At 71.9% G+C, this 17,640-nt stretch carries 13 protein-coding genes, 3 tRNA genes and 1 pseudogene; 10 read left to right on the forward strand and 7 right to left on the reverse strand.

What is annotated here, in order from left to right; genetic code table 11:
- Positions 1-21 precede the first annotated feature (21 nt).
- From ACFCZ1_RS12435 to ACFCZ1_RS12445, 3 genes and pseudogenes are all read left to right on the forward strand, one after another.
- Complete coding sequence (locus tag ACFCZ1_RS12435) at positions 22-168, forward strand: hypothetical protein (protein ID WP_376678347.1); 147 nt, start codon at positions 22-24, stop codon at positions 166-168.
- A 54-nt stretch (positions 169-222) separates the two neighbouring features.
- A complete protein-coding gene (locus ACFCZ1_RS12440) occupies positions 223-513 on the forward strand; it encodes a hypothetical protein (RefSeq protein ID WP_376678348.1) in 291 nt (96 codons plus the stop codon).
- Positions 513-1,331, forward strand: a pseudogene (locus tag ACFCZ1_RS12445) (IS481 family transposase); the annotation flags it as partial. The gene ACFCZ1_RS12440 and the pseudogene ACFCZ1_RS12445, both read left to right, overlap by 1 nt.
- A 490-nt stretch (positions 1,332-1,821) precedes the next feature.
- On the opposite strand, the gene ACFCZ1_RS12450 reads toward ACFCZ1_RS12445, so the two are convergent.
- From ACFCZ1_RS12450 to ACFCZ1_RS12460, 3 genes are all read right to left on the reverse strand, one after another.
- Positions 1,822-1,895, reverse strand: a tRNA-Ile gene (locus tag ACFCZ1_RS12450).
- A 190-nt stretch (positions 1,896-2,085) separates the two neighbouring features.
- A tRNA-Asn gene (locus ACFCZ1_RS12455) sits at positions 2,086-2,158 on the reverse strand.
- A 5-nt stretch (positions 2,159-2,163) separates the two neighbouring features.
- Positions 2,164-2,236: transfer RNA gene (locus ACFCZ1_RS12460), tRNA-Asn, on the reverse strand.
- A 145-nt stretch (positions 2,237-2,381) separates the two neighbouring features.
- Here ACFCZ1_RS12460 and ACFCZ1_RS12465 point away from each other — a divergent pair.
- From ACFCZ1_RS12465 to ACFCZ1_RS12480, 4 genes are all read left to right on the forward strand, one after another.
- Positions 2,382-2,681: a YtxH domain-containing protein gene (locus ACFCZ1_RS12465; protein WP_376678349.1), complete on the forward strand. Its 300-nt coding sequence runs from the start codon at positions 2,382-2,384 to the stop codon at positions 2,679-2,681.
- A 49-nt stretch (positions 2,682-2,730) separates the two neighbouring features.
- Positions 2,731-4,179, forward strand: a complete 1,449-nt coding sequence (locus ACFCZ1_RS12470) for an FGGY family carbohydrate kinase (RefSeq protein WP_376678350.1) — start codon at positions 2,731-2,733, stop codon at positions 4,177-4,179.
- A gap of 339 nt (positions 4,180-4,518) precedes the next feature.
- Positions 4,519-6,252: an ABC transporter ATP-binding protein gene (locus ACFCZ1_RS12475; RefSeq protein ID WP_376678351.1), complete on the forward strand. Its 1,734-nt coding sequence runs from the start codon at positions 4,519-4,521 to the stop codon at positions 6,250-6,252.
- Positions 6,249-8,171 (forward strand): ABC transporter ATP-binding protein, encoded by a 1,923-nt coding sequence (locus ACFCZ1_RS12480; RefSeq protein ID WP_376678352.1) that lies wholly within the window; start codon positions 6,249-6,251, stop codon positions 8,169-8,171. The genes ACFCZ1_RS12475 and ACFCZ1_RS12480 overlap by 4 nt, the downstream gene beginning before the upstream one ends.
- A 119-nt stretch (positions 8,172-8,290) precedes the next feature.
- Here the strand turns inward: ACFCZ1_RS12480 and ACFCZ1_RS12485 are convergent, their stop codons facing one another.
- The 4 genes from ACFCZ1_RS12485 to ACFCZ1_RS12500 form a co-directional block, all read right to left on the reverse strand.
- Positions 8,291-9,319 carry an RNA polymerase sigma factor gene (locus tag ACFCZ1_RS12485; RefSeq protein ID WP_376678467.1) on the reverse strand — a complete coding sequence of 343 codons (1,029 nt, stop codon included), beginning with the start codon at positions 9,317-9,319 and terminating at the stop codon, positions 8,291-8,293.
- A gap of 620 nt (positions 9,320-9,939) precedes the next feature.
- On the reverse strand, positions 9,940-12,027 hold the full coding sequence (locus ACFCZ1_RS12490; RefSeq protein WP_376678353.1) for a molybdopterin oxidoreductase family protein: 2,088 nt from the start codon (positions 12,025-12,027) through the stop codon (positions 9,940-9,942).
- A gap of 256 nt (positions 12,028-12,283) precedes the next feature.
- A complete protein-coding gene (locus tag ACFCZ1_RS12495) occupies positions 12,284-13,054 on the reverse strand; it encodes a glucose 1-dehydrogenase (protein WP_376678354.1) in 771 nt (256 codons plus the stop codon).
- A gap of 68 nt (positions 13,055-13,122) precedes the next feature.
- Positions 13,123-13,863 (reverse strand): vancomycin high temperature exclusion protein, encoded by a 741-nt coding sequence (locus ACFCZ1_RS12500; RefSeq protein WP_376678355.1) that lies wholly within the window; start codon positions 13,861-13,863, stop codon positions 13,123-13,125.
- Positions 13,864-14,177: 314 nt separating this feature from the next.
- Here ACFCZ1_RS12500 and ACFCZ1_RS12505 point away from each other — a divergent pair, with 314 nt between their 5' ends.
- The 3 genes from ACFCZ1_RS12505 to ACFCZ1_RS12515 all read left to right on the forward strand — a co-directional run bounded on the left by ACFCZ1_RS12505 (position 14,178) and on the right by ACFCZ1_RS12515 (position 17,627).
- Positions 14,178-14,897, forward strand: coding sequence for a sirohydrochlorin chelatase (locus ACFCZ1_RS12505; protein ID WP_376678356.1), 720 nt, complete (start codon positions 14,178-14,180; stop codon positions 14,895-14,897).
- Between the two features lie 36 nt (positions 14,898-14,933).
- Positions 14,934-16,259, forward strand: coding sequence for a deoxyguanosinetriphosphate triphosphohydrolase (locus ACFCZ1_RS12510; protein WP_376678357.1), 1,326 nt, complete (start codon positions 14,934-14,936; stop codon positions 16,257-16,259).
- A gap of 93 nt (positions 16,260-16,352) precedes the next feature.
- Entirely contained in the window at positions 16,353-17,627 is a 1,275-nt protein-coding gene (locus tag ACFCZ1_RS12515) for an NAD(P)/FAD-dependent oxidoreductase (RefSeq protein ID WP_376678358.1), read from the forward strand.
- Positions 17,628-17,640 lie beyond the last annotated feature (13 nt).

Here is a 17,640-nt window from a genome sequence, read left to right on the forward strand (position 1 = left end):
GCAGCACGCCGTGGATCCTCCATGACGGCGCTCACTGCCACTCAAATAGCCGACCAGCTTGTCTCAAGACCCATAGCGGTGAGGCCGGAGGAGGTCACCGAACTCCTCACAGTCAAGGTCCTCCCCGGTTTCGGCGCGACCGTGGCCGCCGCCGCCGTGATCAACTAGCCCCATGGCGAAGTGCCGGCAGCACCGCGTCGGCGAAATGGTCCCGGCAGCGGGATGCCGCTCGGCGCTGACGGCTCGCTTGGCAACGCCGAGTACGTCATCGTCGCCGACCCGCCGCACATCGTCCTCACCCGCATCCAGCTCTACTATCCCGCCCGACGCCCGGAGCCCGACGAGACACCCGTCTCGCCTGGCCTCTTCCCGTTCCTGGCCGCGCCGCGCGGCGCCAGCGGACCGCCCCCGGAGGATCCAGACCCGGCCGTCCAAGACCGCTGTGAGCTGCGGACTGTCGCCGCGCTGTCCGGCGGTGACCAGCAGGGACAGCGGCCGCTGACCTTTGTTTGATGCGTCGGTGGCGAACCGAGGGCGACGCGGGCCTGCACGATCGCCCCAGCCGTCCCCGCAGGACTGCTCACCGCATTCCGGCCGCGGTCGAGTCCAAGGTGTGCGAACTGCGACAGGCCCGCAAGCTGGGTCCCGCCCGGATCGGCCCGATCGTGGGCCTGCCCGCCTCGACCGTCCACCGGATCCTGACCCGCCACGGCCTGCATCGCCTGGCCCGGCTCGACCGCCCGCCCGGCACCGTGATCCGCCGCTACGAACGCGAACGGCCCGGCGAACTCATCCACGTCGATGTGAAGAAACTCGGCCGGATCCCCGACGGCGGCGGCCACAAGGTCCTTGGCCGCGAGGCCGGCCGACCGATCCGCGGCATGGGCTTCGACTACGTCCACTCTGCGGTCGACGACCACTCCCGCCTCGCCTACAGCGAGATCCACCCCGACGAGAAGGTCGCGACCCGCGCCGGCTTCCTCACCCGCGCGGCCGCGTTCTTCCAGAGCCACGGCATCGAACGGATCGAGAGGGTCCTCACGGACAACGCGTGGTCCTACCGCAAGGGTCTGGCCGGGAAGAACGTCCTCAGGGACCTTGGCGCGGACGGCAAGCTCACCAGCGCCTACCGGCCCCAGACCAACGGCAAAGTCGAACGCTTCAACCGCACCCTGCTGGACGAATGGGCCTACCTGCGGCCCTACACCAGCAACACCGAACGCACCCAGGCCCTGACAGACTTCCTCCACAGCTACAACCACCACCGCTGCCACACCGCACTCGGCGGACACCCGCCAATCACCCGTGTCAACAACCCTGCGGGTCAATACACCTACTGGCCGCAGCAGCCACGCTCCAGCTGGCCTTCAGGCAGCCGATGGCCGTGGTCGGCTCCTGTGCCACGCAGCCGCTTGGGCAACGCCGGCCTGAGGTGACTTTTGCGGGCTGCTCATGAAAACGGGGTTCTGAAGGGTCGCGTCACCACCAGGGGGAGGAAGCGTCCGCATCTCCTACACGGTCCTGCTGGAGCAGCTTCGCGAGGCACCGGAGCGCCTGGCCGTCATCGTTGCGCAGCCCCGTTCGGGGTATCCCCAGCCAGCAGTTAAGGGCCGTTTCCTGTTCGGGCCGTATCGCCTCGGCAGACGCACCGGGCCCGAGCTTTAAATTCGGGCGAAACTGTTCAGAGCGGACACAAGTTCGTCCCCTGACTCGTCCCCTGAAGTGCCAAGAGTGGTCCCCGTGAGACGTGAAGTCCACGTTCAGAAGGGGCCGGGATCGCGAACATGCAGGTCAGAACGTTCCTGCATGTTCGCGATGCGGTGGGGCGGGTGGGACTCGAACCCACGGCCGACGGATTATGAGTCCGCTGCTCTAACCGGCTGAGCTACCGCCCCTTCACGGCGTGGCGCGTACACGTGTGCGCGCCGTCTGCCGCAGCATAGCCGCTCATACGATCTCCTGCCTCGGATGCCTCGCATGATCGGCTTCGCCTGTTCAGAGAGACCGCGCCGAGGGCTGCCCGGTTCCGTTCGGGGGCGGCAAAAAAGAAGAAGAGGACCCAAGGGGGCCCTCTTCTTCTGCTTGCTCCCCCGGCTGGACTCGAACCAGCAACCCTCCGGTTAACAGCCGAATGCTCTGCCAATTGAGCTACAGGGGACCGCGCTCCCCCGACTGGACTCGAACCAGTAACCTGCCGGTTAACAGCCGGCTGCTCTGCCAATTGAGCTACAGGGGATTGCTGCGGTGCATCGAACAGCCCACCTCCGGCCTTGCCGGGGGGCGAGCGCCCGTTGCGAGTCATAGATTAGCGCAAGCAGGGGGGTGCTCCGCCAATCGGTATCGGCAGCAGGCCGGGCACCACACGACGAAGGGTGGCAGGCATGCGGTACAAGGTCACGTTCGTGGTCGGACTGACCCTCGGGTACGTGCTCGGAAGCCGGGCCGGGCGCGAGCGCTACGAGTCCATGAAGAAGTCGGTGCGGGCGTTCGCGCAGAACCCCGCGGTGCGCAACGCCGCCGAGACCGCCGGACACACCGGCCGCGAGTACGCGGGCAAGGCCTTCACGGTGGTGAGCGAGAAGGTCGGTGACGCCGTACCCGCCTCCCTGGCCGGGCGGGTACGGGGGCGGCGCGACCGGGTCGGCGGCGCCGAGGACGACTGGGGCACCAGCAACACCTGAGCCGTCCGGGGCGGAGGAGTCCGGCCCGGCGTGCGGCAGAATTCTCCGCATGGGGATAGTCGCCGGGCTGGACAGCTCTTCCGCCTTCACTCGCATAGTCGTCTGCGACACCGAAACGGGTGCCGTGCTGCGCCAGGGGTACGCACCCCATCCACAGCCCGCCGGGGAACCCGACGGCGCGAATCCCCACGAGACCGATCCCCAGGCCTGGCTGCTCTCGCTCGGCGAGGCCGCCGGCGGCGGGCTCCTCGAAGGGGTCCAGGCCATAGGGGTCTCCGCCCAGCAGCACGGGCTGCTGCCCCTGGACACGCAGGGCGGGCTGGTGCGCCCGGCCCTGGTCGGCAACGACAAGCGCGGGCAGGTCGCCGCCGCCGACCTCATCGACGCCCTCGGCGGCCGGCACGCCTGGGCCGAGGCGGTGGGCTCGGTCCCGCACGCCGCGCAGCCCCTGGCGAAGCTGGCCTGGCTGGCCCGCACCGAACCCGAGGCCGCCCGCCGGGTGGCCTGCGTGATGTCCCCGCACGACTGGCTCGTCTGGCAGCTGCTGGGCCGGCCGGTCCGGCGGACCACCGACCGGGGCGGCGCCTCCGGCACCGGGTACTGGTCGGCCGCCTCCGGCTCCTGGCGTCCCGACCTGGTCGAGCTGGCGCTCGGGCACCAGGCGCTGCTGCCCGAGGTGCTCGGCCCGGCGGACGCCGCCGGGACCACGCCCGAGGGGCTGTTGATTTCGGCCGGCACCGGCGAGACGATGGCCGCCGCCCTCGGGCTGGGACTCGGCCCCGGCGACGCGGTGGTCTCGCTCGGTGCCTCCGGTTCGGTGATGGCGGTGCACCACGAGGCGCTCTCGGAGCCGGGCGGTCTGATCACTTCGCTGGCCGACGCCAGTGGCATGCACCTGCCGGTGGTCAACACCTCCAACGCCGTACGGGCGCTGCGCGGCACCGCCGGGCTGCTGGGCACCGACCTGGAGGGGCTGTCCGAGCTCGCACTGAAGTCGACGCCGGGCGCGCACGGCCTCGTACTCCTGCCGTACCTGGAGGGCGAGCGGACGCCGAACCTGCCGCACTCCGCCGGGACCCTGTCCGGGCTGCGCCGGGACTCGATGAAGCCGGAGCACCTGGCCAGGGCCGCTTTCGAGGGCATGCTCTGCGGGCTGGTGGACGCCCTCGACGTGCTGCGCTCGCGAGGGGTCGAGATCCGCCGGGTGTTCCTGCTGGGCGCGGCAGCCGAGCTGCCCGCCGTACAGGCCGCGGCCCCCGGGCTCTTCGGGACGCAGATCGTCGTACCGGCGCCCGCCGACTACGCGGCGCTGGGCGCGGCGCGCCAGGCGGCGTGGGCGCTCGGAGTGGCGCAGGGCACGCTGGCCCCGCACACCCCGCCGGTGTGGCCCGCCCCCGCGGCGCAGGTGTTCGAGCCGGGCGAGGAGTTCCCGGCGTGGCAGGCGGTGCGCCAGCAGTACATCGCGACGCGGGAGCAGATCCACCCCGGAGCGTTCTAGTGCTGTGGCCGGAAGGGTTTGCCGGGTCGCGGCTCCCCCGGCTACCGCTGGGAGGGGCCCCCAGGTGCGGTGCATCGCATGGCGGAGGGCCGCGGCCCGTACGGGACGTACCGGCGTGGTCCGACAACGCGGCGAGGTGCCGTGCCGGGGGCCGCGACCCGGTGGACCTTGCCGGACACCCCCTAGGGCGCGCCGTTCCGCCGGACGACGGCCGGGGGCCCGGGTCGTAGGGCGGCCTACTCCTTTTGACCGGCCTTTGCGAAAAGCAGTGGGGATCGGGCCACCCGTTGGCAGAAGATGGGGTGAACCCCCCTCGATCTTGCCGACCGGAGCCTGCGCGTGCTCATACGACTTCTGCGGACCCATCTGGGTCCGTACCGGAAACCCATCGGCCTGCTGGTCCTGCTGCAACTGCTGCAGACGAGCGCGAGCCTCTATCTGCCCACCCTCAACGCGGACATCATCGACAACGGTGTCATCAACGGCGACACCGGCTACATCCTGCGCTTCGGCGCGCTGATGCTCGGCGTCTCCCTCATCCAGCTCGTGTGCAACGCCGGCGCCGTGTACTACGGCGCCCGCACGGCGGCGGCCTTCGGGCGGGACGTGCGCGCCGCTGTCTTCGACCGTGTGCAGAGCTTCTCCGCGCGGGAGCTCGGCCAGTTCGGTGCCCCGTCCCTGATCACCCGTTCGACGAACGACGTCCAGCAGATCCAGATGCTGGTCCTGATGACCTTCACCCTGATGGTGTCGGCTCCGATCATGTGCGTCGGCGGGATCGCCATGGCGCTGTCGCTCGACGTGAAGCTGTCGGGCGTCCTGCTCGCCGTCGTCCCCGTGCTCGGCCTGTCGGTCGGCGCCATCGTCCTCAAGACGCGGCCGCTGTTCCGCCTGATGCAGGCCCGACTGGACACCGTGAACCGGGTGTTGCGCGAGCAGATCACCGGCAACCGGGTGATCCGCGCCTTCGTCCGCGACACGTACGAGAAGGATCGTTTCCGGGAGGCCAACGAAGACCTCACCGGGGTCTCGCTCGCCGCCGGAAAGCTCCTTGCCCTGATGTTCCCGACGGTGATCGTGGTCGTGAACATCTCCAGCGTCGCCGTCATCTGGTTCGGCGCGATGCGCGTCGACAGCGGCGGCATGGAGATCGGCCAGCTGACGGCCTTCCTGGCCTACCTGATGCAGATCGTCATGGCCGTGATGATGGCCACGTTCATGTTCATGATGGTGCCGCGCGCCGAGGTCTGCGCCGAGCGCGTCCAGGAGGTCCTGGACACCGACTCCAGCGTGGTCCCGCCGGCCGAGCCGATCCGCGAGCTCGCCCGGCGCGGGCTCCTCGAACTGCGCGGCGCCGACTTCCGTTACCCGGGCGCCGAGGCCCCGGTGCTGCGCGGAGTGGACCTGGTGGCCCGCCCCGGCGAGACCACCGCGGTGATCGGCTCCACCGGAAGCGGCAAGTCCACCCTGCTCGGCCTGGTCCCGCGGCTGTTCGACGCGACCGGTGGCGATGTGCTGGTCGACGGCGAGGACGTGCGCCGGCTCGAACCGGGACTGCTCGCCAGGACGGTCGGCATGGTCCCGCAGAAGCCGTACCTCTTCTCCGGAACCGTCGCCTCCAACCTGCGCTACGGGCGTCCGGACGCGAGCGACGAAGAGCTGTGGCGGGCCCTGGAAGTGGCCCAGGCCAAGGACTTCGTGTCCGAGCTGGAGGGCGGCCTTGAGGCCCCCATCGCCCAGGGCGGAACCAATGTCTCCGGCGGCCAGCGCCAGCGCCTGGCCATCGCCCGCACCCTGGTGCAGCGCCCGGAGATCTATCTCTTCGACGACTCCTTCTCGGCCCTGGACTACGCGACGGACGCTGCGCTGCGCGCGGCTCTCGCCCGCGAGACCGAGGACGCGACCGTGGTGATCGTCGCCCAGCGGGTCTCCACGATCCGCGACGCCGACCGGATCATCGTCCTGGACGAGGGCCAGGTGGTGGGCGAGGGGCGCCACCACGAGCTGATGGCCGGCAACGAGACCTACCGGGAGATCGTGCTCTCCCAGCTGACGGAGGCGGAGGCCGCATGAGCGGGCCCGGAGGACGGATGATGGCGGGGCCGGCCCAGCGGTCCATGGATTTCAAGGGTTCGGGGAAGCGGCTGCTGCGCCAGCTCGCGCAGGACCGGGCCAAGCTGTGGGGCATGGTCGCGGCCGTCGTCGGCAGCGTCGGCTGCGCGGTCGTCGGCCCGAAGATCCTCGGCCAGGCCACCGACCTGGTCTTCGCGGGGATCGTCGGCCGCCAGATGCCGGCCGGGCTCACCAAGCAGCAGGCGCTGGACGGGCTGCGGGCGCGGGGCGAGGGCGGTACGGCGGACATGCTGTCCGGCACCGACTTCACGCCCGGCGAGGGCATCGACTTCGGTGCCGTCGGGGTCGTGGCCGTCTGGGCGCTGGTGGTCTTCGTCCTCGCCGGCCTGCTGATGCTGGTCGCCACGAGGCTGTCGAACCACGTGATGAACGGCACCGTCTACCGGATGCGCGAGGAACTCCAGGCGAAGCTGTCACGGCTGCCGCTGTCGTACTTCGACCAGCAGAAGCGCGGCGAGGTGCTCAGCCGGGCCACCAACGACATCGACAACATCGGCCAGACGCTGCAGCAGACGATGGGCCAGCTGCTGAACTCGCTGCTGACCATCGTCGGCGTGCTCACGATGATGTTCTGGATCTCGCCGCTGCTGGCGCTGGTCGCGCTGGCGACCGTACCGCTCTCGGTCTTCGTCGCGGCGAAGATCGGCAAGAAGTCGCAGCCGCAGTTCGTGGCGCAGTGGAAGTCGACCGGCGCGCTGAACGCCCACATCGAGGAGATGTACTCGGGGCACACGCTGGTCAAGGTCTTCGGTCGGCAGGAGGAGTCCGCGGCCGTCTTCGCCGAGCAGAACGAGGCGCTGTACCGGGCTTCGTTCAAGGCGCAGCTGGTCAGCGGCATCATGCAGCCGGTGATGCTGTTCGTCTCGAACATCAACTACGTGCTGATAGCCGTCGTCGGCGGGCTCCGGGTCGCCTCGGGCACCCTGTCGATCGGTGATGTGCAGGCCTTCATCCAGTACTCGCGGCAGTTCTCGATGCCGCTGACGCAGGTCGCCTCGATGGCGAACCTCGTGCAGTCGGGCGTCGCCTCGGCGGAACGGGTCTACGAGCTGCTCGACGCCGAGGAGCAGGAGCCGGACGCAGAGGTTCCGGAGCGCCCGCAGGAGCTGCGCGGCCAGGTCACGCTCGACAAGGTGGCCTTCCGCTACGAGCCGGACAAGCCGCTGATCGAGAACCTCTCGCTGTCGGTCGAGCCGGGCCAGACGGTCGCCATCGTCGGTCCGACCGGCGCCGGCAAGACGACGCTCGTCAACCTGCTGATGCGCTTCTACGAGGTCACGGGTGGCGAAATCGCCCTGGACGGCGTGGACATCGCGAAGATGACGCGCGAGGAGCTGCGCGGCGGCATCGGCATGGTGCTGCAGGACACCTGGCTCTTCGGCGGCACCATCGCGGACAACATCGCCTACGGCGCCTCGCGCGCGGTCACGCGCGCCGAGATCGAGGAGGCGGCGCGGGCGGCCCACGCGGACCGCTTCATCCGCACCCTGCCGGACGGTTACGACACCGTGCTGGACGACGAGGGCGCGGGCGTCAGCGCCGGCGAGAAGCAGCTGATCACCATCGCCCGGGCGTTCCTGTCGGACCCGGTGATCCTGGTGCTCGACGAGGCGACGAGCTCGGTCGACACGCGTACCGAGGTACTGATCCAGAAGGCGATGGCGCGCCTGGCGCACGGCCGTACGTCCTTCGTGATCGCGCACCGGCTGTCCACGATCCGCGACGCTGACGTGATCCTGGTGATGGAGAGCGGCTCGATCGTGGAACAGGGCACGCACGAGGAGCTGCTGGAGTCGGGCGGCGCCTACGCGCGGCTGTACGCGGCGCAGTTCGCGCAGGCGGTCGCCGAGGTCGACTAGCGCCGGTCGGTCGGCTGACCCGTCGGTCGGCGGGTCGGTGCGGTGCGGTGATGCGGGGGCGCCCTTCGGGGCGCCCCTTTCGCGTTCCGCCCCGGTCCTTCCGCCCCGGTCCTTCCGCCTCAGTCCAGGTAGCCGCGGAGCTGGTCGGCGAAGGCGTGGTCGCGCAGTTTGTTGAGGGTCTTGGACTCGATCTGGCGGATCCGCTCGCGCGTCACGCCGAAGATCCGGCCGATCTCCTCCAGGGTGCGCGGCCGCCCGTCGGCGAGCCCGTACCGCAGCTGGACGACCTTCCGCTCGCGCTCGCCGAGGGTCGACAGCACGGCTTCCAGGTGCTCGCGCAGCAGGAAGAACGCGGCCGACTCCACGGGCGAGGCGGCGTCGCCGTCCTCGATGAGGTCGCCGAGCGCGACGTCGTCCTCCTCGCCGACCGGAGCGTGCAGGGAGACCGGTTCCTGGGCGAGGCGGAGCACCTCCAGTACCCGCTCAGGGGTCAGCTCCAGGTGGGCGGCGACCTCCTCGGCGGTGGGCTCGTACCCGCGTTCCTGGAGCATGCGGCGCTGCACGCGCACGACGCGGTTGATCAGCTCCACGACGTGGACCGGCACACGGATGGTGCGGGCCTGGTCGGCGAGGGCCCGGGACATCGCCTGTCGGATCCACCAGGTGGCGTAGGTGGAGAACTTGTACCCGCGGGCGTAGTCGAACTTCTCAACGGCCCGGATGAGCCCGAGGTTCCCCTCCTGCACGAGGTCGAGCATGGTGAGCCCGCGGCCCACGTACCGCTTCGCGACGGAGACGACGAGCCGCAGGTTGGACTCGATCAGCCGGCGTTTGGCCATGCGCCCCATGACGACGAGTTTGTCGAGGTCCAGGGCGAGCTGGGAGTCGAGGTCGGGGGTGCTGCCCAGTTTCTCCTCGGCGAACAGTCCGGCTTCGACGCGCCGCGCGAGATCCACCTCTTCGGCGGCGGTGAGCAGCGGGATCCTGCCGATCTCGCGCAGGTACTGCCGGAACAGATCGGCGGACGGACCCGCCCCGCCGTCCGCCGCGGCCCGTTTGCGCTGCGGGGGCACCGGCTCGATCAGCTCAAGTACCTCGGGCTCTTCGGGCTCTTCGGGTACTTCGGGCTCTTCGGGCACTTCGTCCACGGCTTCGGCCTCTGCGGGTTCCGAGGACTCGCTCACGTTCACGGTCACGGTCAGGATCCGGGTCTGCACGGGGGCGACCTCCAGGGCTCCGACGACGGGGGCACCGCACTTCAGTGTGGGGTACGACACAGCGCTGCCACGAGGGGCGTGCGAACACTTTCTGCGTCCGGTGCGTGAGCGGATGGTTACCCCCCGGCGGGATTCCCGAAGCGGATCGGACTCATGTCCGATCCGCTCCCGGGCCGGTCGCCGCCCGTCCTTCCGGTCGGCCGGGCCTCAGGCCGCCCAGAAGCAGGCGGCCGTCATGCGCTGGTCCTCCAGGGTGAGGTACGCCGCCCGCGGGCTTCCCGGGCGGCCGGATCCGGGCGCACCGGTCGTCTGCCGCACGAGCCGTTGTGCGCGGGCGGGTCCGGCCGGCTCCGGGCCGTGCACGACGCGCGGGCGCGGCCGGGGTGCGGCTTGTGCGGGGAGCCCGGGACCCGGTGGTCACGCCCCGGGTCGGCTTGCGTTACGGCAGGTTCGAAGAGGCATGGCGGGAACGGCAGTTCGGCGCCTCCGGGGACTCGTCACAGCGGTGGCCGAGAGTCCGGCAAGACCCGGTCCGCGGGCCGGCCACCGTACTAGGTGACCGGTTCGACGCGGACCGCGCAGACCTTGAACTCCGGCATCCGGGAGACCGGGTCGAGCGCCGGATTGGTCAGGGTGTTGGCGCGGCCCTCGCCCGGCCAGTGGAACGGCATGAAGACGGTGTCCGCGCGGATGGCGTCGGTGATGCGGGCCGGGGCCACGGCGCGGCCCCGTCGGGAGATCACCGCCAGGGGGCTGCCGTCGACGGCGCCGATGCGGGCGGCGAGGCGGGGGTGGAGTTCCACGAAGGGGCCGGGGGCGGCCTCGTTGAGCTCCGCGACGCGGCGGGTCTGGGCGCCGGACTGGTACTGGGCGACCACGCGCCCGGTGGTGAGCAGGAGCGGGTATTCGGCGTCGGGGACCTCGGCGGCGGCCCGGTGGACGACGGGGACGAAGCGGGCCCGCCCGTCCTCGGTGGCGAAGCGGTCGAGGAAGAGGCGGGGCGTGCCCGGGCTCTCCTCCGGGCAGGGCCAGAAGACGCCCTGTTCGGCTTCGATGCGGGCATAGGTGATGCCCGAGTAGTCGGCCGGGCCGCCGGCCGAGGCGCGGCGCAGTTCGTCGAAGACCTCCTCGGGGGCGGTGGGGAAGCCCTTCTCGACGCCGAGGCGGCCGGCGAGGCCGTGCAGTACCTCCAGGTCGCTGCGGACTCCGGGCGGCGGGGTCAGGGCCCGGCGGCGGAGCAGGACCCTGCCCTCCAGGTTGGTGGTGGTGCCGGTCTCCTCCGCCCACTGGGTGACCGGGAGGACCACGTCCGCGAGGGCGGCGGTCTCGGAGAGGACCACGTCGGCCACGGCCAGGAAGTCGAGGGAGCGGATGCGGTCCTCGATGTGGGAGGCGTGCGGGGCCGAGACCACCGGGTTGGAGCCCATCAGGAGCAGGGCCCGGACGTCCGTGCCCAGGGCGTCGAGCAGTTCGTACGCGCTGCGGCCGGGGCCGGGGAGGTCGGCGGGGTCGACGCCCCAGACCCCGGCCACGTGTGCCCGGGCCGCCGGGTCGGTCAGCTTCCGGTAGCCGGGAAGCTGGTCGGCCTTCTGGCCGTGCTCGCGGCCGCCCTGGCCGTTGCCCTGGCCGGTGAGGCAGCCGTAGCCGGAGAGCGGGCGCCCGGCCCGGCCGGTAGCGAGGCACAGGTTGATCCAGGCGCCGACGGTGTCGGTGCCCTTGGACTGCTGCTCGGGGCCGCGGGCGGTGAGGACCATGGCGGAGGAGGGTGCGCAGAACATGGCGACCGCCTCGCGCAGCCTGGGCACGGGGACGCCGGTGACGCGTTCCACCAGCTCGGGCCAATGGGCCATCGCGGCGGCCCGGGCCTCCTCCCAGCCGGTGGTGCGGCTCGCGATGAACTCCTCGTCGGTGCGCCCTTCCGCCACCATGAGGTGCAGCATGCCGAGGGCGAGCGCGAGGTCGGTGCCGGGCCGGGGGGCCAGGTGCAGGTCGGCCTGTTCGGCGGTGCGCGTGCGGCGCGGGTCGATGACGATCAGGGTGCCGCCGTTGGCCTTGAGTTCGGTGAGGTAGCGCAGGGCGGGCGGCATGGTTTCGGCCAGGTTGGAGCCGACGAGGATCACGCAGCCGGTGCGGGGGATGTCCTCCAGCGGGAAGGGCAGGCCCCGGTCGAGACCGAAGGCCCGCTGGTGCGCGGCGGCGGCCGAGGACATGCAGAACCGGCCGTTGTAGTCGATCTGCGAGGTGCGCAGGGCCACGCGGGCGAACTTGCCGAGCGCGTACGCCTTCTCGTTGGTGAGCCCGCCGCCGCCGAATACACCGACCGCGTCCGGGCCGTGTGCGCGGCTCGTGCGGGTGAGGCCCTCGGCGACGGCGTCGAGAGCCTCCTCCCAGGTGGCCGGTTCGAGCCGCCCGGCGTGGGTGCGGATGAGCGGCCCGGTCAGGCGCACCCGGGAGGAGAGCACGGCGGGGGCGGTACGGCCCTTGCCGCACAGCGCGCCCCGGTTGACGGGGAAGTCCGCCCGCTCCTCCACCGTCACGCCGCTGCCGTCCGCGACGCCCGGTGCGGCACGGAGGTTCATGCCGCACTGCAGCGCGCAGTACGGGCAGTGCGTGGCGGTGACGGAATCCGAGGTGTGCATGGACGCCAGCGTGCGTCGTCGGTGTTACACCGGCAGCCGCCCCGCGTTACGGGCCGGGGTGCTCTGCCTCAGCGCCGCCCGGTGCCCGCGGTGAGGCCCGGCGCGGGGGAGGGCGGTCGAGGATCCCGCCCGACTCGGTCCGGCCGTGGACCCGTGCCGAGGCAGGCGTGCGAGCTCGGCCGTCACACCCGGAAGACGTCACGCACGAGGCGTGCGCCGTCCCGTGCGTGCGCGGCGTTCCACGGCCGGCCGGGGGTCACTGGCCGGTCAGGTACTTCACCGTGAGGCCCGCGGTCCAGCCGCCGTCGACCGCGAGCTCCGCGCCCGTCATGTACCCGGCGGCGTCCGAGAGCAGGAACGCGACGGCGGCGGCGATCTCCTCGGGTACCCCGACGCGGCCCATCGGGGTACCGGGGAAGTTGCCCTCGCCCGCCCGGATGCCGACGGGGGCGGTCATCGGCGTCAGCGTCATGCCGGGGTGTACGGAGTTGACACGGATCTTCGCCTCGGCGAGCTCGACCGCGCCGATCTTCGACAGACCGCGCACGCCCCACTTGGAGGCTCCGTAACCGGCGGTGAGTGCGAGCCCCGTCAGACCGGCGGCGGAGGAGATGTTGACGATGGAGCCGCCGCCGTTCGCCCGCAGCAGGGGGATCGCGGTCTTGATGCCGATGAACACACCGACCAGGTTGATCTCCACGACCTGGCGGAAGTGCTCGACGCTCTCGTGCTCCAGGAACTGGCCGGTGGCTATGCCGGCATTGTTCACGAGGCCGTCGATCCGGCCGAACTCGGCCACCGCGTAATCCAGGGCCGCCTGCCAGTCGGCCTCGCTCGTCACGTCGTGCCTGAGGAAGCGCGCCGAGCCGCCGACCTTCGCGGCCGTCCGCGCGCCCTCCGCCTCCAGCACGTCGGTGATCAGGACCTTGCCGCCGCCGTCCACGACGGCCTGTGCCGCAGCCGCGCCCAGGCCGCGGGCCCCGCCGGTGATGACGACGACCTTGCCGCCCAGATCCACAACAGCCACGTGCCACACCTCTGACGCTCGGAACCGACGGGCCGGTATATGGCCGATCGGCATGAGCCGACGCCGCGTCAGTCTGCCAGAGCGCCCAAGGCCCGCGACACCCCCTGTTCCTTCGGCCCCATGAAGTGCGGGGCGGGCTTGAAGGCCGCGTCCAGCGCCGCCTTGCCCGCCGCGAACACCTCGCGGGTCCCGCCGTAGTACCAAGTGGAGTCGTGCTCGTCGTCCACGCCGACCCCGTACGACTCCAGGCCCGCCGCTTGGCACAGTGCGACGGCCCTGCGTATGTGGAAGCCCTGGCTGATCAACACGGCACGCTTGACCCCGAATATCTCCTTGGCCCTCACGCACGAGTCCCACGTGTCGAAGCCGGCGAAGTCGCTGACGATCTGCCCGTCCGGAACCCCGTGCTCGGCCAGATACGTGCGCATCGCGTCGGGCTCGTCGTACTCCCGGCGGCTGTTGTCCCCGGTGACCAGCACGACCTTGACCTTGCTCGCGCGGTACAGCTCGGCAGCCGCATCGAGCCGTCTGGCCAGATAGGGCGTGGGCCGCCCGTTCCACAAGCCCGCCCCGAACACCACGGCCACCTCGGCGGCCGGCGCGTCGGCCGTGGTCCGCAGCCGGTCCGCGGCCGCCGCGTGCGTCCACGCCGAGGGCAGCAGCGCCAGCACGCAGCCCGCCATGGCCACCCGCACGGCCCGCCGCCGGCCCCGCACCCCGAGCCGGAGCCACGGCCGCCATCCCGCCCCTGCCGCCGCCCCTGCCGCCGCCGCCCCCGCCGCCGACCGCACCCGCTCCGTGACCTTCATGACCGTCCCCCTCGCACCACACGCTCCACACGTCGTTCGCACGGATTGACGAGCGAGCCCCGCCCGCCAGTTCCGCCCGCCCCGCCATTCACCCGCACGAATGACCGAGCGGGCGGGTGAGCAACCGGAAAACACCCGTCATCACCGCGCAACGCGGCGGCAACCTCCGACGCGCAGGATCGGTTCATGACGGAGCCGGTGCACCCTCCCGAAGCCCTGCCCCTCCCCTTCGACAGCGCGGCCGAGCTGCTCAGCCTCATCACCATCCAGCTGGGCACGCAGCTCAGCACCTTGCGCCGACCCGGAGTCCGCCCATGCAGCCCACCCTCGTCGCCGTCGCGCACGGCAGCCGCGACCCCCGCGCCGCGCACACCGCCCGCGCGCTCCTCGACCGTGTCCGCGAACTCCGGCCCCGCCTCGACGTCCGGCTCGGCCACATCGAGCTGAGCGATCCGCTCCTCGACGACGTCCTGCGGGAGCTGAGCGGCGAGGCGGTGCTCGTCCCGCTGCTCCTGGGCCGCGGGTACCACGTCAAGTGCGACCTTCCGCAGGCCGCCGCCCGCGCCCCGCACCTGCGGGTCGCCTTCGCCCCGCCGCTGGGCCCGCATCCGCTGCTCGTCGAGGCCCTCTACGAACGGCTCGTGGAGGCCGGCTGGACCCCCGGCGACGCCGTCGTGCTCGCCGCGGCCGGATCCCGCGACCCAGACTCGGCGGCCGACACGCGCCGCACCGCAGACCTGCTCGCGGAACGCCTCGGCGGCGTCCCGGTGGTCCCCGCCTACGCCTCGGCCGCCGGGCCGAGCGCAGCCGAGGCGGTCCGGGCACTCACCGCCCGCGGCCACCGCAGGACAGCCGTGGCCTCGTACTTCGCCGCTCCCGGCCGCTTCGCCACCCAGACCGCCGCAGCGGCGCCCGCCCTCGCCGCGGCTCCGCTGGGTGACCACCCGGCCCTCGCCCGGCTGTTGCTGCACCGCTACGACCAGGCCCTGGCGCTGCCCCGCGGCGTCCTGCGGCCGGAACTCGTCTCCGCCTGATCCCGGTTTGTCGGAGGTTCCGGTTACCGTCGATTCATGGAAGGCACCACGCACGCCCCCGCAGACGACCTCTCTGCCCTCTACGACGCAGCCGACACCGAGCGCTGGGCCGCCGAGCCCGACAAACGGCCCGGCCGCACGGCCTTCCAGCGCGACCGGGCCCGCGTACTGCACTCGGCCGCCCTGCGCCGCCTCGCCGGCAAGACCCAGGTGGTCACCCCCGGCACCCGCTCGTACGACTGGGACGCGAGCCCCCGTACGCGCCTGACGCACTCCCTGGAGTGCGCCCAGGTCGGCCGGGAGCTCGGCGCCGCACTCGGCTGCGACCCCGACCTCGTCGAGGCGGCCTGCCTCTCGCACGACATGGGCCACCCGCCTTTCGGCCACAACGGCGAGGAGGCGCTCAACGAGTTCGCCAAGGACTGCGGCGGATTCGAGGGCAACGCCCAGTCGCTGCGCCTGCTGACCCGCCTGGAGCCCAAGCGCTTCGTGCCCGACCCGGCCGGCGGCCAACTCGTCAGCGTCGGCCTCAACCTCACCCGGGCCTGCCTGGACGCCGCGACCAAGTATCCGTGGGCGCGCGGGGACCACCCCACCGACCCCGGCTCGGTGAAGTTCGGCGCGTACGAGGACGACCTGCCGGTCTTCGAGTGGCTGCGCCGCGGCGCGCCCGCCGACCGCAAGTGCTTCGAAGCCCAGGTCATGGACTGGGCGGACGACGTCGCGTACTCGGTCCACGACTTCGAGGACGGGCTGCACGCGGGCCACCTCGACCCCAACCTGCTCTTCTCCGAGCCCGAGCGCACGGCGATCTGGAGGGTCGCCATCGGCCGCTACGTACCCGCCGACACCGAGCCGGAAGAGCTGAGGGACGCGCTCGACCGTTTGATGGATCAGGAGTGGTGGCCGCACGGTTACGACGGCTCGGCCGTCGCCCAGGCCCGCCTGAAGGACGCGACCAGCCAGCTCATCGGCCGCTTCTGCCTGGCCGCCGAGGGCGCCACCCGCGAGGCGTACGGCTCCGGTCGCCTCACCCGGTACGGCGCCGAACTGGTGGTCCCCCGCGAGGCGCGCAACGAGTGTGCGGTCCTCAAGGCGGTCGCCGATCTGTACGTCATGCAGCGGGACGAGCAGGAACGGATCCGGGCCGATCAGCGCATCGTCCTGGCCGAACTCGCGGAGGCGCTCAGCGCCCGCGCACCCGAGGGCCTGGACCCCCAGTTCCGGGCCATCTTCGACGCGGCGCCGGACGACAGGGCCAGGAAACGGGCGGTCGTCGACCAGATCGCGTGCCTCACCGACGCGGCCGCCCGCTCCCTGCACGCACGCCTCACCCGGCGCACCCGACGCGCCGAGGGGTGAGCTGATCGGGCCACTCCCCCTTCACGCGGCAGGCTCGGTGAGGGACGCTCGCATGTGGTCGCATGTGGCGGAGAGGTTATGAGGAGGCATCAGGTGGTCGACGCACACCGGACATTCGTCATCGTCGGCGCGGGGCTGGCCGGGGCAAAAGCGGCCGAAACGCTGCGCTCCGAGGGGTTCACCGGGCGGGTGATCCTGATCGGCGACGAGCGCGACCATCCCTACGAACGGCCCCCGCTTTCGAAGGGGTACCTGATGGGCAAGGACGACCGCGACAGCGTCTTCGTCCACGAGCCGTCCTGGTACGCGGCCTCCGACGTGGAGCTGCACCTCGGCCAGCCCGCGGTCCACCTGGACCGGGGCGCCAAGAAGGTGGTCCTCGTCGACGGCACGGCGCTGCACTACGACAAGCTGCTGCTGGCCACCGGCGCCGAACCGCGCCGCCTGGACATCCCGGGCACGGGCCTGGCCGGAGTGCACCACCTGCGCCGGCTCGCGCACGCCGAACGGCTGCGGGGCGTCCTGGCCGCCCTGGGCCGGGACAACGGCCACCTGCTGATCGCGGGCGCCGGGTGGATCGGCCTGGAGGTCGCCGCCGCGGCTCGCGGGTACGGCGCGGAGGTCACCGTGGTCGAACCGGAGGCCACGCCGCTGCACGCGGTGCTCGGCCCGGAGATCGGCCGGCTCTTCGGGGACCTGCACGCCGAGCACGGGGTGCGGTTCCACTTCGGGGCCAGGCTGACCGAGATCGTGGGCCACGACGGCATGGTGCTGGCCGCCCGCACCGACGACGGGGAGGAACACCCGGCGCACGCGGTGCTCGCCGCGATCGGGGCGGCGCCGCGGACGGCGCTCGCCGAGACCTCCGGGCTGACCCTCGTGGGCCGGGAGCACGGCGGCGGGATCGCCGTGGACGCGTCGCTGCGCACGTCGGATCCGGACGTCTTCGCGGTCGGGGACGTGGCGGCCGCCCACCATCCGGTGCTCGGGACCCGGCTGCGGGTCGAGCACTGGGCCAACGCGCTCAACGGCGGGCCGGCCGCCGCGCGGGCCATGCTGGGGCAGGAGGTCAGTTACGACCGGGTGCCGTACTTCTTCTCCGACCAGTACGACGTGGGCCTGGAGTACTCGGGGTACGCCCCGCCGGGCGGCTACGACCAGGTGCTGATCCGCGGGGACGCGGGCAAGCGGGAGTTCATCGCCTTCTGGCTCTCCGACGGCCGGGTACTGGCCGGTATGAACGTCAACGTGTGGGATGTCGCCGAGCACATCCAGGCCCTGATCAGGTCGAAGGCGCCCGTGGACCGCGAGGCGCTGGCGGACCCTTCGGTTCCGCTCGCGTCGCTGGTCGAGGCGGAGGGGGCCTGACGGGTTTGCCCGC

It is taken from the genome of Streptomyces sp. NPDC056224 (assembly GCF_042267665.1).
Classification (GTDB): domain Bacteria; phylum Actinomycetota; class Actinomycetes; order Streptomycetales; family Streptomycetaceae; genus Streptomyces.

Coding starts and splice junctions, on each gene's coding strand:
- ACFCZ1_RS12435 (WP_376678347.1), top strand. CDS start 22: ATGACGGCGCTCACTGCCACTCAAATAGCCGACCAGCTTGTCTCAAGA.
- ACFCZ1_RS12440 (WP_376678348.1), top strand. CDS start 223: ATGCCGCTCGGCGCTGACGGCTCGCTTGGCAACGCCGAGTACGTCATC.
- ACFCZ1_RS12465 (WP_376678349.1), top strand. CDS start 2,382: ATGCGGTACAAGGTCACGTTCGTGGTCGGACTGACCCTCGGGTACGTG.
- ACFCZ1_RS12470 (WP_376678350.1), top strand. CDS start 2,731: ATGGGGATAGTCGCCGGGCTGGACAGCTCTTCCGCCTTCACTCGCATA.
- ACFCZ1_RS12480 (WP_376678352.1), top strand. CDS start 6,249: ATGAGCGGGCCCGGAGGACGGATGATGGCGGGGCCGGCCCAGCGGTCC.
- ACFCZ1_RS12490 (WP_376678353.1), bottom strand. CDS start 12,027: ATGCACACCTCGGATTCCGTCACCGCCACGCACTGCCCGTACTGCGCG.
- ACFCZ1_RS12500 (WP_376678355.1), bottom strand. CDS start 13,863: ATGAAGGTCACGGAGCGGGTGCGGTCGGCGGCGGGGGCGGCGGCGGCA.
- ACFCZ1_RS12505 (WP_376678356.1), top strand. CDS start 14,178: ATGCAGCCCACCCTCGTCGCCGTCGCGCACGGCAGCCGCGACCCCCGC.
- ACFCZ1_RS12510 (WP_376678357.1), top strand. CDS start 14,934: ATGGAAGGCACCACGCACGCCCCCGCAGACGACCTCTCTGCCCTCTAC.